The organism is Nocardia sp. AB354 (assembly GCF_049538315.1).
GTDB classification, from domain to species: domain Bacteria; phylum Actinomycetota; class Actinomycetes; order Mycobacteriales; family Mycobacteriaceae; genus Nocardia; species Nocardia nova.
The window spans coordinates 84,311-105,358 of sequence record NZ_JBMVFU010000026.1 but is presented as its reverse complement, the minus strand read 5'-3'; the positions used below and the strand labels follow the sequence as shown (position 1 = coordinate 105,358).

Sequence of the window (21,048 nt, the reverse complement as noted above, 5' to 3'; positions counted from 1 at the left end):
TTTGATGTCCAAAGTCTCTGTCTCTCAGTTCATTCGAGCGAGTGCTACGCCTGTCGAATCATGCCTGTCGCATCATTCGGTGCGTGTTTCGCTGCGGTCCGCGCTCCACAGCGTGTGGTATTTGCCCGGCGCGTCGATGCGTTCGTAGGTGTGTGCGCCGAAGAAGTCACGCTGGGCCTGGGTGAGGGCGGCGGGCAGACGTCGCGCGCGCAGGGCGTCGTAGTAGGACAGCGAGGAAGCGAAGGCCGGCACCGGGATTCCCAGCAGGGTCGCGGTGGAGACCACGCGGCGCCAGCTGTCGACGGCCTGCTCGATGGCCTCACGGAAGTAGGGGGCCAGGATCAGGCTGGGCAGGTCCGGATTCTCCTCGTAGGCGTCTTTGATGCGGTTGAGGAAGCGGGCCCGGATGATGCAGCCCCCGCGCCAGATGGTGGCCAGGTCACCGGGGCGCAGGTTCCAGTCGTATTCGGTGCTGCCCGCCGCGATCTGGTCGAAGCCCTGAGCGTAGGCGACGATCTTGGAGGCATACAGCGCCCTGCGGATATCCTCCGTGAATTGTGCTGCGTCGGTGGGCTTTTCGGCGAGCGTTCCGGAGGCCAGGTCGTGCGCCGCCCGGCGTTGCGCGCGCGAGCCGGACAGTGCGCGGGCGAAGACGGCCTCGGCGATGCCGGTGACGGGCACGCCGAGATCGAGCGCGGACTTGACCGTCCAGCGCCCGGTGCCCTTCTGCTCGGCGGCGTCGACGATCACATCGACGAGTGGTTTGCCGGTCTTTGCGTCGGTCTGCTCGAGCACCTGCGCGGTGATCTCCACCAGGTAGGACTCCAGGTCGCCGGAGTTCCATTCGGTGAACACCTCGGCGATCTGCCCGGCGTCGAAGCCGAGGGCGTCGCGCAGCAGGTGGTAGGCCTCGCCGATGAGTTGCATATCGGCGTACTCGATGCCGTTGTGCACCATCTTCACGAAGTGACCGGAGCCGTCGGGGCCGATGTGGGTGCAGCAGGGGACGCCGTCGACCTTCGCCGAAATCGACTCCAGCAGCGGGCCCAGCGACTCGTAGGACTCCTTCGGCCCGCCCGGCATGATGGCCGGCCCGTTGAGCGCGCCCTCCTCACCGCCGGAGATGCCCGCGCCCACGAAGTTCAGTCCACGCGCCTTCATGGCCGCCTCGCGGCGGATGGTGTCGGTGTAGAGGGCGTTGCCGCCGTCGATGATGATGTCGCCGGGCTCCATGACGGCGGCCAGTTCCTCGATCACCGCATCGGTGGCCTCGCCCGCCTTGACCATGATCAGCACTCGCCGCGGCTTCTCCAACGCGCCGACGAATTCCTCGATGGTCTCGGTGCGGACGAACTCGCCCTCGTCTCCGTGCGCGTCGAGCAGGGCATCGGTCTTGGCGACGCTGCGATTGTGCAGGGCCACGGTGTAGCCGTTGCGGGCGAAGTTACGGGCGATGTTGCTGCCCATGACCGCAAGGCCGGTCACACCGATCTGAGCGAGCGCAGAAGAGGAAGTCATATTTCAAATCATTTCATCAGTAGTAGCGGTGGCACGGTCGGCCCCACCCGCCGCACGGACACGTCGGTAGCGCATCATCAGGGCGTTCGTGGAACTGTCCCAGGCCGGCGCTCGATCGGATTGCAGATCGTCGTGGATACCGGTCGCGAGCTTCTTGCCGAGTTCGACACCCCACTGGTCGAAGGAGTTCACTCCCCAGATCCAGCCCTGCACGAACACTTTGTGCTCGTACAACGCGATCAACTGCCCCAGAGTGTAAGGACTCAGACGCGGCAGCAGGATGGTGTTGCTCGACCGGCCGCCCGGGAACCACCGATGCGGGGGCCGCTCGCCCGCGCTGTCGAGGTCGCCGAAAGCCAGAGCCCGGGTCTGGGCGAACAGGTTCGCCATCAGCAGGTCGTGGTGCGCGCGATAGGGGTGCGCGGGTTCGAGCACACCGATGAAGTCACTCGGCACCGGCGTCGTTCCCTGATGCAGCATCTGGAAGAACGCGTGCTGCCCGTTCGTGCCCGGCGCGCCCCACAGAATCGGCGCGGTGTCGACACCGACCGGACGTCCGTGCCGGTCGACGGATTTGCCGTTGCTCTCCATATCGAGCTGCTGCAGATAGGCCGGCAGCAACGCGAGCCGCTGATCGTACGGCAGCACCGCGAAAGCCTGTGCGCCGCAGAAGTTTCGATACCAGACACCCAGCAGTCCCAGCAGCACCGGCAGGTTCTCCTCGAACGCAGCCGTGCGGAAATGCCGATCCATGCTGTGGGCTCCGGCGAGGAAGTCGCGGAACCGTTCGGGGCCGATGGTGATCATCAGTGACAGCCCGATCGCCGACGGCAGCGAATACCGCCCACCGACCCAGTCCCAGAACTCGAACATGTTCGCCGGGTCGATCCCGAAGGCTGCCACCTGTTCGGCGTTGGTCGACACCGCGACGAAATGCCGGCCCACCGCCTCATGGCCGAGCCGATCCGCCAGCCACCCGCGGGCGGTACGGGCGTTGGTCAACGTCTCGACCGTGGTGAACGTCTTCGACGCGACGACGAACAACGTCGTCTCCGGGTCCAGGTCTCCCAGGACCCGGTCGATATCGTGACCGTCGACATTCGACACGAATCGCGCCTCGATCCCGTCCTGCGCGAATTCGCGCACCGCGTGCCAGGCCATCGCCGGGCCCAGATCCGAGCCGCCGATACCGATGTTCACCACCGTCCGAACGCGACGGCCGGTGGCGCCACGCCACCGTCCCGACCGAACCGCATCGGCCAGATCACTCATCCGATCCAGTACCTCGTGCACCGAACCGACGACATCGACACCGTCGAGCACAACGGATTCGCTTGCGGGAGCCCGCAACACGGTGTGGAGCACCGCGCGATCCTCGGTCGTATTGATCCGGGCGCCGGCGAACATCGCCTCGATCCCCGCGGCCAGGCCACGCTCGCGGGCCAAACGCATCAACAGGCCCACGGTGCGATCGGTGACCAGGTTCTTCGAATAATCGAGCACCACACCGTCGTATTCGACCGACAACTCGGTTCCCCGCCGAGGATCGCGATCGAACAGCTCCCTCAGCGACGTCGCCGCCAGTTCCGCACGGTGGCTTTCCAATTCACGCCACACCGGCAAGGCCGACGGGCTCACCGGCACCCCCTCGTCAGCCGAGCGCTTCGGTGTGCGGTTCATCGGATACCTCGGAATTCGTCGTGCACGAAATCGCGCATTCTGCGCTCGGAATCATGCACCCGCATGCGCGAACAAGTCAACACCGTGCTCGACTACGATGCAGAAACCGCACGACGCATCGCCGATGCACCGACCAGAAGTTCCGGGAGGCACCGTTGCTCGCGAGCACCCGACGGCGCGAAATCATGCATCGGCTGGTCACCGACGGCTATGTCGAGGCCAAGACACTCGCCGACGAGCTCGGCGTCGACGCGTCGACTATCCGCCGCGACCTCGACGCGCTCGAACGAGCCGGTCAGGCACAACGCACCCACGGCGGCGCCCGCCCGGCCCCCGGTGCCACCGCGAAGCTGCCCTACGCCATGAAAGAAGGCGAACACCTGGATCAGAAGGCCGCGATCGGCGTCGCGGCCGCGGCACGCGTGCGCGACGGCCAGACCGTCATCCTCGACAGCGGATCCACGACCTACGAAATCGCCCGAGCTCTGCGCAATCACACCGATTTGACGGTGATCACAAACGATCTGCGCATCGCCAAATACATGGCCGAAACGCCGGGCGTGCGCCTGCTCGTCACCGGCGGCGAGCTGCTGGGTTCGGTCTTCACCCTCGTCGGCGAGCGCGCGATAGCGTTCCTGTCCGACTACACCGCCGACTGGGCTTTCCTCGGCGCCGACGCGGTCGATCTCGAAGCCGGCATCACCAATATGAACACCCTCGAAGTACCGCTCAAGCGCGCCATGATCGCCGCCGCCGCACAAGCTCTCGTCGTAGCCGACAGTTCGAAATTCGGCAGGCGCGCGCTGGCCAAAGTCGCCGGATTCGACGAAATCGGGGGCGCCATCACCGATTCCGATCTGGACCCCGCCCTCTCCCGCCGATTCGGCGAGCTGGTCATCCGTGCCGAAGCGGTTGCCTCCCCTTCGCTTCATTGAGCGGCGTGGCGCTTTTCGTCCGTGCTGTACAGCGCAGCAACACCTTTCGGGTCATTGACGTGGAAGGCCATCGGCTGAACGGGCATCCGCACCATTCGCTGCGTAGGTGGCGCCATTCTTCGGCCCTCCAGGCTGCTTCTTTCGACAGAAGTCGACCACTTCTCTGGGCACGAAAGGCAAGCATCCCAGCCATGTGCGCCACAACTTCTTCGGGCAGTGAATGACTTTTCCTTTGGGCGCAAAGAGTTTCAGCAGCCGTCATCGAGCAGGGAAGCTCGGAATGAGCCCACAGAACTCGACGCCGCGACCAGAACAGCCCCGTCGGTGCTGGTTCCCCATCAGAGATCGGCGCGAACATCGCTCGGTTCACGACAGCATGGCCGCCAGTTCGGCATGCAGATCCAGCAGATCCGGAATGTGCTCTGCGGGCCGGCGGCCGAATCCGCATTCGGTGGCGATACCGAAGCCGTCGACGATTTCCCGGGCGCCGGCGATACGGCGCAGGGCCCCGTCGCGGCCGTCGGTGGCGTGCACCAGTCCGAGGTACAGCCGGGTCTGCGGCGGCAGGTCCAGCCCGGCCAGCGGTGCGAAGTACTCGCGGTCGGCGCGCGAGCGCGGAACCGGCATATGCACCCAGTCGACCCGGCGCGGCAGCGCCGCCAGCACACCGGACAGCACCGCCACCATGCGACCGGTGTCGGCGGGCTCGGCGAAGTGACGATGCCCGAAATCGCCGTAGCACAAGTGATATCCGAGTTCGATGTTTCCGGGCACGGCCGCGCCGAGACGCACGAGCCGGGCGACGATCTCACTCAGCCGAGTGTCGTCGTCGGCGCCGAACCAGGACGGGAACACCCCCTCGAAGATGGCGAACTCGACCGGGCAATCCCACTGCACCGCAAGATCGGTGTGCGGGATCTCCGCGGCGATGCGGCCGAGTTCGGCGAGCAGAGCCGCCTCGTAGCGCTGTTCGAGAATGTCCTGCGGATCGCCGACGAAGGCGCCCACCACCGAGATCGGGGTGGGCAGGCAGACCTGGAACCGCACCCCGGCATCGATGTCGCCGCGTTCGCGCAGCTTGCGGAACACGCTCCACGACTCGAGCGCTGCCTGCGCGTAACCCAGCTCGCCGAAATCGATCGATGCGGGATCCACGCCCGGTTTGGGCCACACCCGCTCACTGGGCCCGTATTCCGGGCTCGGCGGCGGCACCGTCTCCAGATCCGGATGCGCGCCCATGCGCGGCAACTGCCAGACCGTGAAGTTGTCCCGCTCGCCGGTCTCACCGTCGGGTATGCGGCTGAGCCACGGTCCGAGCCGGCGCGCGGCCGTATCGAATACGGCCTCCGCATTCGGCAGCGGAACACTTCCACACAGATGAACATCGCCTCGGGTCACCGCGAACTCCTCGTATTCCGGCCGCTGGGTCCGGGCGCGGAATTCGTGGACGCAGCGGCGGCTCGATCGACGCGACGAGAGTAGATCCAGTCGCCGTCCCCGCGATTCCCACACGCGGAAATGCGCTGCGTACCTGCGGTTGCCGAGCGGGTTCTGAGTAACCGTGCCTTGGTCGTAGAAGGCCATGACAAGCCGCTGTGGTCGAGGGAGACCGCGATGACGGGAACCGGTGAACGATCCCGCAGCTGTCGGCACAGATCCACGCCCGATAGGTCGAGCCCACTCGGTGGCAGACCGCTGCCACGCCCTTCACCCGCCTCGAAGGCCGTGCGCTGTATCGTCCGACTGGCGTGACACCACGACGTGGAGGAGCACCATGACAGGGGCGAAGGGCACCATCGGAGGCGGCCCCGCGTTCGAGGTGGAACCGGGGCAGCCGCCGAGCCACCGCGATACCGTGCGCTGGAGTGTCGTGATCGGCGCGCTGGGGGTGGTGTTCGGCGATATCGGGACGAGCCCGATCTACACCCTGCAAACCGTATTCGACCCGGGCGACCCCCATCCCGTACCGGTGAACAGCGACAACGTGTTCGGCGTGGTGTCGTTGGTGTTCTGGTCGGTGATGATCATCGTCACCGTCACCTACGTCCTGCTCGCCATGCGCGCCGACAACGACGGCGAGGGTGGCATCATGGCCCTGATCACGCTGCTTCGCCGGTGGAGTTCACCGCGCGGGCGGAAGACGGCGATCGGCCTGGCCGCGCTCGGAATCTTCGGCGCCTCATTGTTTTTCGGTGACAGCATGATCACGCCGGCGATCTCGGTACTGTCGTCGGTCGAGGGCATCAAGGTCGTCGAGCCGGCCTTGAAAGACCTTGTCATCCCGGTGACGGTCGTGATCATCGTGGCGCTGTTCGTGGTGCAACGCCGCGGCACCGCCACGGTCGGACGGATGTTCGGCCCCATCATGGTGCTGTGGTTCCTCACCATCGGCACCTGCGGCATCGGCGGCATCGCGCACAATCCCCGCATCCTGCAGGCGCTGTCGCCCACGTACGCGCTGGGCTTTCTGGCCGGACACTTCGGTACCGCGTTCTTCGCGCTCGCCGCGATCGTGCTCGCGGTGACCGGCGCCGAGGCGCTCTACGCGGACATGGGACATTTCGGCCGCCGCTCCATCACCCGCGCTTGGCTGATCCTCGTCTTTCCCGCCTGCACACTCAGCTACCTGGGGCAGGGCGCACTCATCCTCGACGACGCCCGCAACATCAGCAGCCCCTTCTTCCTGTTGGCACCGGGCTGGGCACGACTGCCACTGGTGCTGCTGGCCACCGCCGCCACGGTCATCGCCTCACAAGCGGTGATCACCGGCGCGTATTCCGTTGCCTCCCAGGCCGCGCAACTGGGCTACCTGCCGCGGCTGCGCATCGCCCACACCTCCGAATCCACGATCGGCCAGATCTACGTCCCGTGGATCAACTGGTTGCTGATGGTCTCGGTACTCACCCTGGTCTTCGCCTTCCGCAGTTCGACCGCGCTGGCCTTCGCCTTCGGCATGGCCGTGACCGGAACCATCACCATCACCACCCTGCTGTTCTTCTACGTCGCACGAAGCCGTTGGCATATCCCCCGCTGGATCCTCGCCGCGGGGGCACTCCCGCTGCTGACCGTCGATCTGCTGTTCGTCGCCGCCAATCTCACCAAGTTCGCGCACGGCGCCTGGCTGCCGCTGCTGATCGGCCTGACCGCATTCACGGTCATGACGACCTGGCAACGTGGCCGCCAGATCGTGACCGCCGAACGAATCCGGCGAGAGGGATCGCTGCGGAAATTCGTCGACGAACTCGCCGAAGGCACACCCGCCACGACGCGAGTCCCCGGCACCGCGATCTTCCTCAACCGCGGCAAGGAAACAGCTCCACTGGCCTTGCGCGCCAACGTCGAACACAACCACGTGCGCCACCACCACATCGTGATCCTGTCCATCCACACCGAACCCGTCCCCCGCATCCCCGACAACGAACGCATCGCCACCGACCCGCTGGGACCTCCCGACGACGGCATCACCCACGTCACCGCCCGCTACGGCTACATGGAAACCCCCGACGTTCCCCACGCGCTCGCACTCGTCGACCGACGAGACACCGAGGGCCCGCTCGACCTCGACCGCGCCTCCTATTTCCTGTCCACCATCGAACTCCGCCGCGGCGCCGCCGCCACCATGGCCTCGTGGCGCAAGCGCCTGTTCATCGCCACCTCCTACATCACCGCCGACGCCGCCGACTACTTCGGCCTGCCACGCGACCGCACCATCATCATGGGCTCACAAATCGAGGTGTAAGCCACGCAGCAGAATGCCGCCGTCCGGCTGCAGCTGTCGGGCAGCTGCCGCGGTCGGCGGACGCGGGACCTCCGGCCCTGTCGGGAGTCCGGGCCGTGGCCGATGCTGGCAGATATGTCGGACTCCCACGATCCGGAATTCGCCCCGACCGCGGAGACGACCCTGGATCTCGACGATGTCACCTTTCGCCGGCTCGGCCCCGGCGATGCGAGCGCTGTTCGCGACCTCCACGCGGCGCTCGACGAACACGACAGCTACTACCGATTCTTCGGGCCGCGGCCGAAACATCTGGACCATCTGGCCGCGGCGACAGCGAGCAACGATCCGGGTCACGGCGCGGTGGGCGCGTTTCTCGGACCTCGGCTCATCGGTGTCGCCAACTACATCGTCTCCCCCGGCACACACTGCGCCGAGGCGGCCATGGTCGTGGCCCATGAAGATCAGCAATCGGGCATCGGCACCGCCCTGCTCACGCGCCTCGCCGACGACGGCCGCCGCCGCGGTATCGACAGATTCGTCGCGGATGTCATGGCGACGAATTCCACCATGATGCAGCTGCTGAAGGACATCGACATCCCGATGTCGGCAGACTACGACAACGAAATCGTGCACGTCGTTCTTCAACTCTGAGGTGCGACACCGCATCGCCCGTGCGGCCGAGTGACCAAGGCCATGACCATTCGGGGTAGTGCTCCCCTGGCGATGAACCGACCGCGGGCGTGCACTGATCACCATGGCACACACGCTGTACGAGAATCACTGCACGCTGACCCGCGGCGAGCTGGCCGCCGAATTGCGCCACATCGCCGATCGGCTCGACGCCGGAACCGATCTGACCTACGGGCTCGGCAACTCGGAAATCACCGTCCCGGTCCCGCGACAGGTGCATCGCGAGCTGGAGATCGACAGCGCCGTCGACGGCGATCTCACCCTCGATTTCGCCTTCCACTGGGCGCCGACACGCAGGAAGTGAGGCCGGCCCATGAGTACTGCCACGATCACCGTGATCATCGTCGCCGTCGTCGTACTCGTCGCGATCGTCGCGGCGCTGTCGATCCGGGTGGTGAACCAGTATCAGCGTGGCGTGCTGTTCCGGCTCGGCCGGCTCATCGCCGTGCGCGAACCGGGTCTGCGGTTCATCATTCCGGTGGTCGACCGGCTGCGCCTGGTCTCCATGCGCATCGTGACACTGCCGATCCAGTCGCAGGGCATCATCACCCGCGACAACGTCAGTGTCGACATCTCGGCTGTCGCCTACTTCCGGGTGATCGACGCCGCGAAATCGGTGATCGTCATCGAGAACGTCGCCGCGGCGATCGATCAGATCGCACAGACCACCCTGCGCAAGGTGGTGGGTCAGCACACCCTCGACCAAGCGCTCGCCGAGACCGACGTGATCAATGCCGACATCCGCCAGATCCTCGACGCGACGACGGTGGAGTGGGGCGTCGAGGTCACCCTGGTCGAACTGAAAGACATCCAACTTCCCGACGGCATGCAGCGGGCGATGGCCCGTCAGGCCGAAGCCGAGCGCGAAAAGCGCGCGAAAATCATTGCCGCCGAGGGCGAATCGCTGGCCGCCGCCTCACTGGGCGAGGCTTCCGACACCATGGTCGCGCACCCGCTGGCACTGCAGCTGCGCAACTTGCAAACCCTGATCGAACTGGGCGTCGACAAGAACACCACCGTCGTGTTCCCGGCACCGCTGATGAGTGCGATCGGCGACATCAGCAGCTTCTTCGCCCGCGAGGCCGGTGCGGCCGAAGCACTTCACCCACTCACCCACCACGGCCAGCTCAACGGCGCGACGAGCGAGCGCACACGCGCCGGCACCACGGGCGCCGACCAGGACCGATAACGCGGCGAGGACTTCCGTCACTCGGGGGTGAAGACTCGCTGCCCTAGGAGTGCGCGGCCTGCCACGCTGAGATCGAGGGATAGGAACAGGTACCCACCACATAGCCGAGGAGTGATCATGAACCTGCTTCCCGCCCACCGCCCCGGATCGCTGCTACCCGACTTCACCGATTGGTGGAATGCGTTTACTCCCGGCTTGGCGCCGATGTTCGGCAGTCATCTCCTGCGGGTGGAGGAGTCCGTCGACGACGGCCACTATGTGGTGCGTACCGAGATTCCCGGCATCGACCCGGCGAAGGACGTCGAAGTGTCCGTGCATGGCGGGTTGCTCACCATCAAGGCCGAGCGCAGCGAATCCCACGAGGAGAAGGGACGCTCGGAGTTCAGCTACGGCTCCTTCGAACGCACCGTCTCGCTTCCCGAGGGAGCACAGGACGAGGGCATCGACGCGACATATGCCAAGGGCATCCTCACGGTCACCGTTCCGATGGGCGAGCCGAAGGAGAAGGTGACGAAGGTCGACGTGAAGTCCGGCGACTGACCGGGCACCGGCCACCGACTCCCGGAAGGGACATCGACTCATGACCGAGGAAACGCGCGGGGCGCGATCACCTGCTCCGATCGTAGTGGCGACCGATGGGTCCGCCGTGTCGCAGCAGGCCGTCGCGTGGGCCGCAGCCGACGCGGCACTGCACGGATGTCCGCTGCACGTGCTCGCCTCCGTGGCGTTTCAAGGGGCGTACGGGCCGGTGCCGTATGTGACGGCGGAGGCCGTCGAGCAGATGCAGGACGACGGTGAGCGCGTCGCCGACGAGGCGGTGCGCATCGCCCGAGCGGCGGTCGCACCCGACGCGCTGACGATCGGCCGGGAGGTGACCTTCGATCCGATCATCCCCTGCCTGATCATGCGATCGCGGACCGCGCGGACCCTCGTGGTGGGCAGCCGGGGGCGCGGTGCCTTTCACCGGGCTTTCCTCGGTTCGGTGAGTTCGGCGATGGTTCACTACGCCCACTGTCCGGTGGCTGTGGTGCGGACGTCGGCGAGCCTCGACCCGATCTCCGCCCGCCGGCCCGTTCTGGTCGGTACGGACGGCAGTGACAACAGCGTGCCGGCGGTGGCGATCGCGTTCGAAGAGGCCGAGCTGCGCGGTGTCGGGGTCACCGCGCTGCGGTGCTGGAACGACTCGACCGGTGGCGAACTGTCCACCGGTGCGTGGGAACAAGCACGCGAGAAGGAATTCGCTCTGTTGACGGAAAGCCTTGCCGCACATCGGGATCGCCATCCCGAGGTCGCGGTGCACAGCATCGCCGTTCCCGAGAAGCCCGCCCGCGCCCTGCTCGCCGAGGCCGAGCACGCACAGCTGGTGGTCGTCGGCAGTCACGGTCGCGGCGGATTCGCCGGAATGCTGCTCGGCTCCACCAGCCGGGCGGTGGTGCAGTCGGCCGAATGCCCGGTCATCGTCGCGCGCCCGAGGGCCTAGAGGGGCGAACTCCTCCGGGCATCACGCGCTGCGCTCCGGAACCGCGGTGCCTCCGCCGTACGCACCGCGCACGACGACGGCCGCGTCGTTGCTCGTCGTGTCGGTGCTCGCGTCCGGATACCGCAGCACCTGATCCGGTCTGCTGCCCGAGCGATACACCGTGACACCCTTGTTTCCCGCCCGCCATGCGCGCGTGAAGACTGCTTCGACATCGGCGACGGACGAGTCGGGCGCCATGTTGACGGTCTTGGCGACCGCCGCGTCGGTGTGGCGCTGCACCGCGGTCTGCATCCGCACATGCCAGATCGGCGCGATCTGCTGCGCCGTACGGAACAGGCGACGGAGATCGGCGGGAAGGTTCGCGCCCGCGATACCCGTCGCGGCGACCTCGGCCGCCACCGCCTCCGACCACACTCCGCGTTCGATGGCGGCCTGCTCGAAAAGCGATTCCACACAATCGAATTGCCGGCCGATGAGATGGCGTGTGTATGCCAGGGCGAACAGCGGCTCGATCCCCGCGCTCACCCCGGCGATGAGGGATATGGTTCCGGTCGGCGCGATGGACGTGACCTGAGCGTTGCGCACCGGCGGCGCGTTCTGCCGGGCCGGGATGCTCCGTGCGAACAGCGGGAACGCCCCACGCTCGGCGGCGAGTTCCCGGGACGCGGTCCGCGCCCACCGCGCGATCCGCGACATCAAGCGATCGGTGAAACCCACCGCTTCCGCGCTGTCGTACGGAAGGCCCAGTGCGGCAAGGGTTTCCGCCAGCCCCATGATGCCGAGGCCGATTTTCCGGGTGGCGCGTGCGGCGGCCCCGAGTTCGGGCACGGGATACTCCGCGACGTCGATGACATCGTCGAGAAAGCGCACACCCTCGCGCACGACGCGTGCGAGGCGTTGCTCGTCGATGTGGTCGCCGTCGAGGAGCCGGGGCAGGCAGATCGATCCGAGATTGCAGGATTCGTACGGTAGGAGCGGAACCTCGCCGCACGGGTTGGTGGCCTCCAGCGGCCCCAGGTCGGGGAGCGGATCGGCCCGGGCGACGGCATCCAGGAACAGGACACCCGGCTCTCCGGTGCGCCAGGCCTGTTCGGCGATGTCGGTCAGCAAACCCCGCGCGGACACCTCCTGCACGGTCGCGCCGGTGTGGGGGTCGATCAGGCGGTGACCGCGGTCCTCGGCGGCCGCGCGCATGAACTCGTCGGTCACCGCCACCGACAGGTTGAAGGTCGAGAGCACGGTCGTGTCGGTCTTCGCGTGCACGAACTCCCGGATATCCGGGTGCCGGACGTGCAGCACCGCCATATTGGCGGCCCGGCGCCGCCCGCCCAGACGGATCACCCGGGCCGCCGCATCGAACAGCTGGATGAACGAGACCGGACCGCTCGCCGACCCTCCGGTCGATATGCGCGAGCCGCGCGGGCGCAGATGCGAGAACGCGAATCCCGTTCCGGCGCCCTCGCGATGCAGGAGTGCGGCGGTGCGCAGCGTGGTGAAGATGGAGTCGAGCGAATCCTCCAGTGGCAGAACGAAGCAGCCGGAGAGCACACCGTCACCGGTGCCGGCATTCATCAAGGTCGGCGAATTCGGAAGAAACTCGCGGCTGCGCAACAACGCCGCGAACCGCCGCGCCCAGTATTCGCTGCTGCCGGCCCGGTAGGCGTCCTCCGCACCGGCGACGAACCGGGCGACCCGATCCATCATCCGGCCCGGCGACTCGCAGATCCTGCCCTCGGCATCGCGCCGCAGGTACCGTTCGGCGACCGTCGCCAGGGCCGCCGGTGACAATCCGAGATCGTCGACGACGCCGGTATCTTCAGGCATGGCGCACTGCTGTCAGGTGCCCGCGTAGACGCCTTCGACGAATTTCGCGATCTCGTCGTCGCTGAGGTGGCGTGCGATATCCGCCTCGCTGATCATGCCGACCAGCCGCTTGTTCTCGATGACCGGTAGGCGCTTGATCCGGCGCTCTTCCAATTCGTGCAGAACGTCGTGAACATCCGTATCGGCGTCCACCCACCGTGGCGTCCCTTCACACAGCGAGGCGCAGGTCGCCGTCGCCGGATCACCGCCGGTCGCAAGGCATTTCACCACGATGTCGCGGTCGGTGATGATTCCGCACAGCCGCTCGTTCTCATCGCTGACCGGTAGAACTCCGACGTCGAGCCGGCGCATGAGCCGGGCAGCGTGCTCGACGGTATCGGTCCGTGACACCCACGCGGCACCCTCGTGCATGATCTGCTTGGCTGTGGTCATCGTTTTCTCCTTTCGAGTATGGGCAGTTCTCCACCCTCCACCGATGCACGGAGGGCCGGAAGAGAACAAAGTCCCGACGAGCACGCGAGGTGGGATCGACGACAATGCCCGCCGGTGTCACGACACGACGGGCATTGCGGTTATTTGGTTATGCCTGTTCGAGGACGGGCCTGCGTCGATCATGCACCACCGAGAATCCGACGTTTCACGTCTCGTGGTGGCTCGGCCCGAATCTGCTGACCGAACCACCGTCTCGAGCAAACACCGAGCGTGCCCGGCACCGTCAAGGATTCCATCGAGAGCACCGTGCGGGGAAGTGCCGAAAGTCCCACGAACCTCTTTCTGCCTGCGTGCACCGTCCCGGCCGGCCGGCCGGTTCAGGGCAACGGAGCGGTCCAGGTGATGCGGGTGCCCGGCCCGCGGGGACCTGGCCGGGTGGCGGGCCTGTAGTCGAAACTGCCGCCGGCGTCGCGGGCGCGGTCGGCGAGGTTGGCCAGACCGCTGGCGGTGAGGTCGGTATCGGCCGGAATGCCGATGCCGTTGTCCTCGACGGTGATGGTGAGTGCGTCGTCGACGGTGACGTCGAGGGCGAGGGTGTCGGCGTCGGCGTGGCGGACGGTGTTGCTGACAGCTTCGGCGACAACGGCTTCGGCGTGATCGGCCAGCTCGGGCGGTACCGCGTCGAGCGGACCGGTGAATCCGGTGGTGACGTGCAGCCCGGCGGGCTGGGCGTGGCCGCGGACGATGTCGGTGATGCGCTGGCGCAGCCGGGTGGGGCCGGCGTCGGCGTGGAGTTCGTAGATGCTGCCACGGATGTCGGTGATGACCTGCTGCAGTTCGTCGACGGCGTCGGACAGGCGCTGCTGGACGTCGGGACGGTGGCTGTAGCCGACGGCGCCTTGGAGAGAGAGTCCGATCGCGAACACCCGTTGGATGACGTGATCGTGCAGGTCGCGCGCGATGCGGTCGCGGTCGGCGAATACGTCGAGCTCCCGGACGCGCTGCTGCATCCGAGCCGCGTCCAACGCCAATGCCGCCTGCCCGGTGAATCCTTTACACAGTTCGGCGACCTCAACGGGATAGGACGGCTGCTCTGCGGAGCGGGCGCAGACCAGCACGCCGAGTGCGGTGGCGCCGGTGTGCAGGGGTAGCAGCAGGACCGGTCCGTCTCCGAACAACGCACTGTCGCTGCGGTCGATGCGGGGATTGCTGGTCGTTTTGCCGTCGCGGAAGACCTCGGAGATGCTGTCGGTGACCGGGATTCGCCGGTCGAGTCGAGTGTCCGGTCCGGCCCAGTGGGTGATGTGCAGTTCGGTGACTTCGTCGGCGGGAATGTCGGGGTCCTCGCTGATAGCCATCCAGGCCCGCTCGGAGCAGGTCAATTCCCTCGCTCGGTCTACGACGTGGCCCAGCACGGTGTCGGGATCGGCGGCGGCGAGGAATTCGGTGGTCAACTCCGAGGTCGCGGCGATCCACCGATGGCGAAGCTGCGCGGATCCGAACAGCCGCGCATTGTCGACGGCGATGCCGGCGGCGGACGCTAGAGCGCTGAGGAAGACCTCGTCGTCCGCGGTGAACGGCTGGCCGTTGGTCTTCTCGGCCAGGTAGAGGCTGCCGAAGTTCTCGCCGCGGATGCGGAGCGGCACACCGAGGAAGCTGTGCATCGGTGGATGATGCTCGGGAAATCCCACCGATTCCGGATGCTGGGCGAGGTCGTCGAGACGCAGGGCTTTCGGGTCGGTGAGCGTGACTCCCAGTACTCCGCGCCCGCGTGGCAGGTGCCCGATCCGGGCGACGGTCTCGGCGTCGATGCCTTCGTGCACGAATCGGGCCAGTGTGCCGTCGGCGCCCAGCACACCGACCGCGCCGTAGCGAGCGCCGACCAGCCCCTTTGCGGCGTGCACGATCGCATGCAGGGTGTCGTCGAGATTCAGGTCGGCGGTCACGGCCAGCATGGCCTCGACCAGGCTGTCGGTCTGGTCGCGGGCACTGATGACGTCCTCGACCCGGTCGCGCAGCTCGGACAGAACCGTGTGCAGTTGCAGCTGCGAGAGCGCGTCACGCGCCGCGAGACTGCCCGCGACCGCGTGCTCGCTCCCGTTGTTGTCAGACGGCCCGCCGCCCATGGCGGCCACCTCCTCGCAGACACCCACGTGACCCTGCGTCCAAAGTCGAAACGCCCATGTTCCATACCGGTGCGCTATCTGTAGCGTAAACCGATTCGAGGGCTCTCGAGGCGCCGGCCGATCACTGTTGTAGTAAGGGCGCTACGGCGTGCGGAGTGTCCGGTTCATCGTCGGTGAGGGTGAAGTAGTTTTCCTCTTCCTGCAGGAAGTGCAGATGCAGCAGAGCGTGCAGGCCGTAGAGGCAGGCGAGCAGATCGTCGACCTGGTCCGCGGCGATGTGACCGGTGGAGCGGGCCAGTTGTAGATGAGTGCCGATGCGCGTGGTCAGTCGCTGGATCTCGGCGTGGGTGCGGCTCATCGTGGCCGTGGCTTCGCTGCTGCCCAGCGGCCCGGCCAGCTTCGGGTACAGCTGGGTCTCCTCGGCGGTTTCGTGCGGAAGCAGCCGGTCGACCAGGAATGTGTAGGCCTCCTCGACCGCGGCCAGCGCCGTGCGATCGGAGTGCTGGGCGAGACGGTCGGCGGAGGTGCGCAGCAGGCTGAGCGTGTCGCGCAGTTCGTCGTGCTCACCCGCGAAGCGATGCAGCAGTCGGCCGGTGTCGGCAGGCAGCTGGGCGCGGGCGGCGGGACTACCGCGAAGCGCACGCAGCGCGTTGACGATGACCGCGACATCGATGGCTTCCTGAAGCAGCGCGCCGGCCGCCGGCGGGAGCCACCCCAGCGCCGCGATGACCATGGCCACCAGCGACATGCCCATGCCGGCCACAGCGCTTTGCACCGCGATGCGGCGTGACCAGCGCGCGGTGTCCATCGCGTCGGCGAGCCGGTCGAGGCGGTCGGTGGCCAGCACGATATCGGCGGCTTCCGACGAGGCGGTCGAGCCGCGCGCTCCCATGGCGACTCCGACGGTGGCCGCGGCGAGGGCCGGGGCGTCGTTGACGCCATCGCCGACCATCACCGTGGGCGCGGCCTCGCGTTCACTTTGTACCGCATGCACTTTGTCGGCGGGGCTCTGACCGGCGTAGACCTCGTCGAGTCCCAGGACGGTACCCACCTCACGGGCGGGCTCGGGCCGATCGCCGGTCAGCATCACCAGCCGGTTCAACCCGGCCTGCCGCAGGCGTCGCACCGTGCGCGGCGCGTGGCGGCGCAGCGGGTCGCGCAGCAGTATCGCGGCGGTGAGCCGGTCGTCGACGGTGATCCACGCGATCGCCGCCGAGTCCAGACGCGCCTGGTTGACCACCGCGCGCGCCCAGTCGGCGGTAGTGGCGGTATCGGGTAGTTTCCCGACCTCGATGCGGTGACCGTCGACGACACCGCGCACTCCGCGCCCGGCCTGCTCGGTGACATCCGAGGGCAACGACAGCACCAGATTACGGGCCAGCGCCTCGGTGACGATCGCTTCGGCCAGCACATGCGGTGACAGTTGGTCGAGGGAGGCGGCGAGCCGCATCGCCTCGGCGGAGTCGGCGCCCGGGGCCGCGACCACCGCGGTGACCACCGGCCTGCCGGCAGTCAGGGTGCCGGTCTTGTCCATCACCAAAGTTGTTGCGTGCCCGAGGTTTTCCAACGCGCCGCCGCTGCGGATGATCACCCCGTGCCGCGAGGCACGCGACAACCCCGACACGATCGCCACCGGCGCGGCCAACAGCAACGGACACGGCGTCGCCACCACCAGCACCGCTACCGCCCGTACCAGCGAGCCACTGAACACCCAGGCGCCCGCCGCCACGAGCAGCGTCAGCGGAAGGAACCACGCCGCATAGCGGTCGGCCAGCCGGACGACCGGCGCGTTCTCCGCACCGGCTTCCTGGGCCAGTCGCACGATCCCGGCGTAGGTACTGGCCTCGGCAGTGGCGGTGGCACGCAGTTCGAAGGTCGCGCCCGCGTTGACCACCCCGGAGCGCACCGGCTCCCCGATCTCGCGTTCGACCTGCAGCGGCTCCCCGGTCAGCACCGACTCGTCGAGGACAGCGGCGGGACCGATGATCCGCCCGTCGACCGGGACCACCTCACCGGCCGCGACGACCACGACGTCGTCGACGGCTATGTCGTCGAGCGCGACCGTGGTGACCTCACCCCCGACGCGGCGACGTGCAGACCGTGGTGCGTGCTCGAGCAGCGCCCGCAAATCGTGGGAGGCGCGCCGTTCCGCGGCGGCATCCAGGGTGCGGCCGGTGGCCAGCATCACCGCGATCAACGCACCCGCCAGATACTCGCCCACCACGAGCGTGCCGACCAGCGAGAGCACCGCGATCAGATCGACCCCCGCGCGTCCCTTCACCACGGTGGCCACCATCCACCACACCGCCGGCACGATCGCCACCACGGTCGCCGCGATCCAGAACCCGTCCGCCACCCCGGAAGACCCTGCGGCCCAAGCGATCAGCCCACCGACCAGTGCGACAGCCACCACCACCAGCAGCGCCGGCTCGACCCACCGCCGAACCCGACCTGCCCAGCTGCCTGTCGCGGAGTCCTGGGCAACCATCGGCGTCTCCTCTCCCGGGTGGTCGTCCTCGTCGACCTCCCTGCGCGCACACTGCTCGGCCGGCACCTGCGCACGCGCTTCTTCGCGCAGGCTCGCCGCATCTCAACGATCGTGCATCGACGCGGGCACGGAGCAGAGGACGAGGAATCCCGGCAACGGGTACAACGTCACAGAACGGACAGCCGTTGCCGGGCACGGGCGGTCAGCGCAGATAGGACATGACGGTCATCATTCCGGCTTCCTGGTGGTAGGCGTTGTGGCAGTGCAGCATCCATTGGCCGGGGTTGGTGGTGTCGAGATCGGCTTCGATCGTTTGCATGGAGCCGACGATGACGGTGTCCTTGCGTGGCCCGTTTCCCGCCGCGGTGCGGAGTTGGAATGTATGGCCGTGTAAATGCATCGGATGAAACATCGTGGTCCGATTGGTGAATCGCAGCCGGATCCGCTGCCCCGCGGTCACGTCGAGGGGTGCGCGGTGGTCATAGGTTCGGCCGTTGAGGGTCCAGATGTATCCGCGATTGTCGGCGCCGAGGGCGACGTCGAGAGTGTGGTCGGGATTCTTCTGCGGTAACCGGGCGCTGTCGATGGCGGTGAGCCGGTCCGCGGTCAGTGGAGCAGCGGCGAGCTCGGCCGGACGCACATCCGATGCGGGTGCGGCGCCGCCGCCGGTGCGAATCAGCGCGAACCCCTGCCCCGCTTTACCCTCGGCCGCGGCGACGAGAGGAAAGACGCCATCGGCGAGATCGATCACGGCATCGTAACGTTCGCCCATGCTGATGAGCAGACTGTCGGTGCTGGTCGGCACAACGGGGTAGCCGTCGGTGTGGGTGACCCGTAACCGGTGGCCTCCGACAGCGACGCGGAAGGCGGTATCGGCGCCGGCATTGATGATTCGCAACCGCATCCGCTGACCGGGCCTACCGGAAAGGGTGACCGGGTCGGTGCCGGTGCGGCCGTTGATGAGAAAGTACGGGTAGTCCTTGACGTCGCCGGCGTCGCCGCCGAGCGGATTGTTCGGGTCGGTAGGCATCGACATGCCGCCCATGTTCATCCCGCTCATCCCGCCCATATTCATGCCACCCATGCCGCTCATACCGCCGGCCTGCAACTGCTGTAGCTGTTTGTCGGGTGTGCGGCCGCCGATACCGTCGAGCCAGTCGTCGAGGACGATGACGGCCTCGGTGTCGTAGTCGCGGCCGTCGGCGGGGTCTTCGACGATCAGCGGCGCGTACAGCCCGCGGTCGAGTTGCAATCCGACGTGCGGATGGAACCAGTACGTCCCGGAATCGGGGGTGGTGAACTCGTAGCGAAAACCGCCGCCGGCGGCGATCGCGGGCTGAGTGATGTCGGGGCTGCCGTCCATATCGTTGCGCAGCGCGATGCCGTGCCAATGGATCGTGGTCGGCGCGGGCAACGTGTTGGTGACCTCGGCGCGCAGGACCTCGCCGCGAGCCACGCGGATCTCCTGGCCGGGCAGCCGGCCACCGTAGGTCCAGGTATCGACCTGAACCCCGCCGAGATCGACAGTGGTGGGTTGGGCGCGCAGGTTCACCTGCCGTACCGGGGCGTTCGGGGTGCGGCGCGCGGCCTCGGCGGCCTTCACCTCGGACGAGTCGGGTAGGACGAGGTCACGGCGGCGTTCGGGATTGTTCGAGCAGGCCGCCACCGCGGCCGCCGCCGCGGTGCTCGCGGTGAGCGCGAGAAAGCGGCGCCGGTTCAGCGGTGCCGGAGACGAAGAGTGACTGGGCGACATGAGCGCTCCTGGAAGAGTGAGAACTGCCGATGACAGGGTCGACGCAGTCGGCGGCCCCGCCCCTCGCGGGTTCGGGCACGACTGCGACCTGTCAGACCCGTAGGACCGACAGTTCTGCCAGGCTCGGTGCCAGCCACGACGGCGGATGACGCCGGCGGATGCGCCGCCACCCTGTCACGGTCGCGCTCGTCGACCAGCCGGTCACGGCCGGCCAGGAAAACAGCACCAGTCCAACGACAGCCACGGCATCGGTCAGCACGAACACACACACGTGAGTAGCCGGATGTCGATGAGGCGCACCGCCTTCACGGGCGTGGTGCGGGCCGGTATGCGCTCCGGGCGTGACCGACTCCACCGACATGGAACGGTCGACGCGATCGAGGCCGCCAGTTCCGGCAGCGGTCACTCCGGCGTGCATCGCCGCGAAACCGCCCAGCAGCACGAACAGACCCAGCACCCGGACAAGCCAGGTAACTCGACGCCGCGGGTGCGCTGCATTCACCGGGCCATCATATGTCCGCCCTCCCGGTACCCGAAACTACGCCCCGGGGGTATAGCCACGATCAGAACATCCGACGCCACAGGACTGAGAACTCGAAGAAGTACCGCGTCCAAAAGTGTTGTGGCAGTATGTCTCCCAGGCCAAGGGTGCGCGACTCTCGCCGTGCGGTCGACAGCAGGGAGTGCTCCGGTCGGCTGCGTCACACCATACGAGGCGCGGGCGCGGTCAGTGTCGTTTCCTGCCCCGCCGAGAGGTGAGCTTGCGGCCGACACCGCGGGCCGAAGGAGCGCTCCGGTGTGCCGAGGCAGGAGCGCGCCGACCGGCGATACGGGCGCCCACCAGCAACGCGGTGATGGCGACAAGACCGACCACGGTCATCAACCTGTTCACATCGACAGCCGGTTGCCAGGTGAGCCGGCCGTCGCGCAGCACGTACATGCCGACGGGTTTGGCCCCGACTCCGAACCCGCCGCCCGAACCTTCCGAGCCCTCTTTATCGGTGCCGCCCCCGGCGCCGCCACCGCCGGAGACCGCCGCCGCTTCGATCAACGTGATCCCGTCTCGCTCCACGGGCTCGGAAAACACCCGCCGCACCGTCATGGATTCCTTCGCGGCGTTGACAATGTCGTCGACCTTCATCGCATGTCCTATCCGGGTCTCGACTCCGAACCGCACTCGCGGCCCTGTCCTCCAGTCTCGGCAAGGGCATACCG

Annotated in this window: 17 protein-coding genes; 7 read left to right on the top strand and 10 right to left on the bottom strand. The window is 67.4% G+C overall.

Features of this window, described 5'->3' with window-relative positions; genetic code table 11:
• Nucleotides 1–72: 72 nt before the first annotated feature.
• Nucleotides 73–1,518, bottom strand: coding sequence for an NADP-dependent phosphogluconate dehydrogenase (gndA, locus tag ACPCUW_RS29120; protein WP_181065265.1), 1,446 nt, complete (start codon nucleotides 1,516–1,518; stop codon nucleotides 73–75).
• 3 nt (nucleotides 1,519–1,521) lie between these two features.
• On the bottom strand, nucleotides 1,522–3,198 hold the full coding sequence (gene pgi, locus ACPCUW_RS29115) for a glucose-6-phosphate isomerase (RefSeq protein ID WP_423428376.1): 1,677 nt from the start codon (nucleotides 3,196–3,198) through the stop codon (nucleotides 1,522–1,524).
• A 155-nt stretch (nucleotides 3,199–3,353) separates the two neighbouring features.
• Between pgi and ACPCUW_RS29110 the strand changes: the two genes are divergently transcribed.
• Nucleotides 3,354–4,133: a DeoR/GlpR family DNA-binding transcription regulator gene (locus ACPCUW_RS29110; RefSeq protein WP_423428375.1), complete on the top strand. Its 780-nt coding sequence runs from the start codon at nucleotides 3,354–3,356 to the stop codon at nucleotides 4,131–4,133.
• 366 nt (nucleotides 4,134–4,499) lie between these two features.
• Here ACPCUW_RS29110 and ACPCUW_RS29105 read toward each other — a convergent pair whose 3' ends face one another.
• Entirely contained in the window at nucleotides 4,500–5,531 is a 1,032-nt protein-coding gene (locus ACPCUW_RS29105; RefSeq protein WP_423428373.1) for a hypothetical protein, read from the bottom strand.
• A gap of 376 nt (nucleotides 5,532–5,907) precedes the next feature.
• Between ACPCUW_RS29105 and ACPCUW_RS29100 the strand changes: the two genes are divergently transcribed.
• The 6 genes from ACPCUW_RS29100 (at nucleotide 5,908) to ACPCUW_RS29075 (ending at nucleotide 11,210) form a co-directional block, all read left to right on the top strand.
• Entirely contained in the window at nucleotides 5,908–7,872 is a 1,965-nt protein-coding gene (locus tag ACPCUW_RS29100) for a potassium transporter Kup (RefSeq protein WP_423428372.1), read from the top strand.
• A 114-nt stretch (nucleotides 7,873–7,986) separates the two neighbouring features.
• Nucleotides 7,987–8,502, top strand: a complete 516-nt coding sequence (locus ACPCUW_RS29095; protein ID WP_423428370.1) for a GNAT family N-acetyltransferase — start codon at nucleotides 7,987–7,989, stop codon at nucleotides 8,500–8,502.
• A gap of 103 nt (nucleotides 8,503–8,605) precedes the next feature.
• The gene (locus tag ACPCUW_RS29090; protein WP_064911138.1) at nucleotides 8,606–8,845 is read left to right on the top strand and encodes an amphi-Trp domain-containing protein; all 240 of its coding nucleotides are present in this window, start codon (nucleotides 8,606–8,608) and stop codon (nucleotides 8,843–8,845) included.
• A gap of 9 nt (nucleotides 8,846–8,854) precedes the next feature.
• Nucleotides 8,855–9,730 carry a slipin family protein gene (locus ACPCUW_RS29085; protein WP_423428369.1) on the top strand — a complete coding sequence of 292 codons (876 nt, stop codon included), beginning with the start codon at nucleotides 8,855–8,857 and terminating at the stop codon, nucleotides 9,728–9,730.
• A 117-nt stretch (nucleotides 9,731–9,847) separates the two neighbouring features.
• Nucleotides 9,848–10,270, top strand: a complete 423-nt coding sequence (locus ACPCUW_RS29080) for an Hsp20/alpha crystallin family protein (protein WP_063018014.1) — start codon at nucleotides 9,848–9,850, stop codon at nucleotides 10,268–10,270.
• Nucleotides 10,271–10,310: 40 nt separating this feature from the next.
• On the top strand, nucleotides 10,311–11,210 hold the full coding sequence (locus tag ACPCUW_RS29075) for a universal stress protein (protein ID WP_104364443.1): 900 nt from the start codon (nucleotides 10,311–10,313) through the stop codon (nucleotides 11,208–11,210).
• Between the two features lie 21 nt (nucleotides 11,211–11,231).
• On the opposite strand, the gene ACPCUW_RS29070 is transcribed toward ACPCUW_RS29075, so the two are convergent.
• The 7 genes from ACPCUW_RS29070 to ACPCUW_RS29040 all read right to left on the bottom strand — a co-directional run bounded on the left by ACPCUW_RS29070 (nucleotide 11,232) and on the right by ACPCUW_RS29040 (nucleotide 20,974).
• Complete coding sequence (locus ACPCUW_RS29070; protein WP_423428367.1) at nucleotides 11,232–13,034, bottom strand: adenosylcobalamin-dependent ribonucleoside-diphosphate reductase; 1,803 nt, start codon at nucleotides 13,032–13,034, stop codon at nucleotides 11,232–11,234.
• Between the two features lie 12 nt (nucleotides 13,035–13,046).
• Nucleotides 13,047–13,466 (bottom strand): CBS domain-containing protein, encoded by a 420-nt coding sequence (locus ACPCUW_RS29065; protein ID WP_064903845.1) that lies wholly within the window; start codon nucleotides 13,464–13,466, stop codon nucleotides 13,047–13,049.
• 377 nt (nucleotides 13,467–13,843) lie between these two features.
• Nucleotides 13,844–15,592 carry a GAF domain-containing protein gene (locus ACPCUW_RS29060; RefSeq protein WP_423428380.1) on the bottom strand — a complete coding sequence of 583 codons (1,749 nt, stop codon included), beginning with the start codon at nucleotides 15,590–15,592 and terminating at the stop codon, nucleotides 13,844–13,846.
• A gap of 121 nt (nucleotides 15,593–15,713) precedes the next feature.
• Nucleotides 15,714–18,080, bottom strand: coding sequence for a heavy metal translocating P-type ATPase (locus tag ACPCUW_RS29055; RefSeq protein ID WP_423428364.1), 2,367 nt, complete (start codon nucleotides 18,078–18,080; stop codon nucleotides 15,714–15,716).
• A 202-nt stretch (nucleotides 18,081–18,282) separates the two neighbouring features.
• Nucleotides 18,283–19,833, bottom strand: a complete 1,551-nt coding sequence (locus ACPCUW_RS29050; RefSeq protein WP_423428362.1) for a multicopper oxidase family protein — start codon at nucleotides 19,831–19,833, stop codon at nucleotides 18,283–18,285.
• 91 nt (nucleotides 19,834–19,924) lie between these two features.
• Nucleotides 19,925–20,335: a DUF6153 family protein gene (locus ACPCUW_RS29045; RefSeq protein WP_423428360.1), complete on the bottom strand. Its 411-nt coding sequence runs from the start codon at nucleotides 20,333–20,335 to the stop codon at nucleotides 19,925–19,927.
• Nucleotides 20,336–20,560: 225 nt separating this feature from the next.
• A complete protein-coding gene (locus ACPCUW_RS29040; protein WP_423428358.1) occupies nucleotides 20,561–20,974 on the bottom strand; it encodes a sporulation protein in 414 nt (137 codons plus the stop codon).
• Nucleotides 20,975–21,048: the final 74 nt, after the last annotated feature.

What these genes read in the sequence shown, in the direction of transcription:
- gndA (WP_181065265.1), bottom strand. Translation starts at nt 1,518, where the DNA reads ATGACTTCCTCTTCTGCGCTCGCTCAGATCGGTGTGACCGGCCTTGCG.
- pgi (WP_423428376.1), bottom strand. Translation starts at nt 3,198, where the DNA reads ATGAACCGCACACCGAAGCGCTCGGCTGACGAGGGGGTGCCGGTGAGC.
- ACPCUW_RS29040 (WP_423428358.1), bottom strand. Translation starts at nt 20,974, where the DNA reads ATGAAGGTCGACGACATTGTCAACGCCGCGAAGGAATCCATGACGGTG.
- ACPCUW_RS29065 (WP_064903845.1), bottom strand. Translation starts at nt 13,466, where the DNA reads ATGACCACAGCCAAGCAGATCATGCACGAGGGTGCCGCGTGGGTGTCA.
- ACPCUW_RS29055 (WP_423428364.1), bottom strand. Translation starts at nt 18,080, where the DNA reads ATGGTTGCCCAGGACTCCGCGACAGGCAGCTGGGCAGGTCGGGTTCGG.
- ACPCUW_RS29085 (WP_423428369.1), top strand. Translation starts at nt 8,855, where the DNA reads ATGAGTACTGCCACGATCACCGTGATCATCGTCGCCGTCGTCGTACTC.
- ACPCUW_RS29080 (WP_063018014.1), top strand. Translation starts at nt 9,848, where the DNA reads ATGAACCTGCTTCCCGCCCACCGCCCCGGATCGCTGCTACCCGACTTC.
- ACPCUW_RS29060 (WP_423428380.1), bottom strand. Translation starts at nt 15,592, where the DNA reads ATGGGCGGCGGGCCGTCTGACAACAACGGGAGCGAGCACGCGGTCGCG.
- ACPCUW_RS29100 (WP_423428372.1), top strand. Translation starts at nt 5,908, where the DNA reads ATGACAGGGGCGAAGGGCACCATCGGAGGCGGCCCCGCGTTCGAGGTG.
- ACPCUW_RS29090 (WP_064911138.1), top strand. Translation starts at nt 8,606, where the DNA reads ATGGCACACACGCTGTACGAGAATCACTGCACGCTGACCCGCGGCGAG.
- ACPCUW_RS29050 (WP_423428362.1), bottom strand. Translation starts at nt 19,833, where the DNA reads ATGTCGCCCAGTCACTCTTCGTCTCCGGCACCGCTGAACCGGCGCCGC.
- ACPCUW_RS29070 (WP_423428367.1), bottom strand. Translation starts at nt 13,034, where the DNA reads ATGCCTGAAGATACCGGCGTCGTCGACGATCTCGGATTGTCACCGGCG.
- ACPCUW_RS29095 (WP_423428370.1), top strand. Translation starts at nt 7,987, where the DNA reads ATGTCGGACTCCCACGATCCGGAATTCGCCCCGACCGCGGAGACGACC.
- ACPCUW_RS29075 (WP_104364443.1), top strand. Translation starts at nt 10,311, where the DNA reads ATGACCGAGGAAACGCGCGGGGCGCGATCACCTGCTCCGATCGTAGTG.